Source organism: Pseudoflavonifractor sp. 524-17 (assembly GCF_009935845.1).
In the GTDB taxonomy this organism is placed as follows: domain Bacteria; phylum Bacillota; class Clostridia; order Oscillospirales; family Oscillospiraceae; genus Pseudoflavonifractor_A.
The window spans coordinates 1-555 of the sequence record NZ_QWEK01000005.1 but is presented as its reverse complement, the minus strand read 5'-3'; the positions used below and the strand labels follow the sequence as shown (position 1 = coordinate 555).

The window sequence follows — 555 nt, the reverse complement described above, 5'->3', positions numbered from 1 at the left end:
AAGACAGTCCAGTTCACCACCATCAAAGCCCGGCTCTATCCCACAACAGCCCAGAGCGTAAGAGGATGTGTGCGCACATCTGAAGCCCATAAGGGTATCCAAAATATTATGACCATGAAAAATCAGCGGGTGCAAGAGTGCCGCGGGCGAAAGGAGTTTGCCATGCTGTTTTTACAGATGAAAGAGGGGGAGTACCTGACCATCGGCGAGGATATCGTCATTCAGGTGTTCCCGGATTCCAGCACCACGGCCCGGCTGGGAATCAAGGCCCCAAAAGAGATTACAATTCTCCGGGGCGAGGTGCGGGAACGCAATGGATGCCGCCGCCCCAACGGGCTGGTAGGCCCAGCAAAAGATAGAACTTTGGTTTCAAACGGCTGACGGGCCGGTTGAAATAGAGCCCCGCGCCCAACGGTTTTTACGCCAAAGGCCACGGAGTTTGAACCGTATGGCGCTCCACCCAATGCGCCGGAGTATCGGATGTGAAGGCGCGATGTTCGCGAAATTCCCAATTTTATAACTGAAAGGAATCGAAGTTATGAGAATCCAACACAA

The 555-nt window shown here is 53.3% G+C and carries 1 protein-coding gene; it reads left to right on the top strand.

Going from position 1 to position 555, the window contains the following annotated elements:
• Positions 1 to 381, top strand: a 381-nt coding sequence (locus D1159_RS19335; protein WP_207709188.1) for a carbon storage regulator, incomplete at its 5' end; no start/stop codon positions are given.
• Positions 382 to 555: the final 174 nt, after the last annotated feature.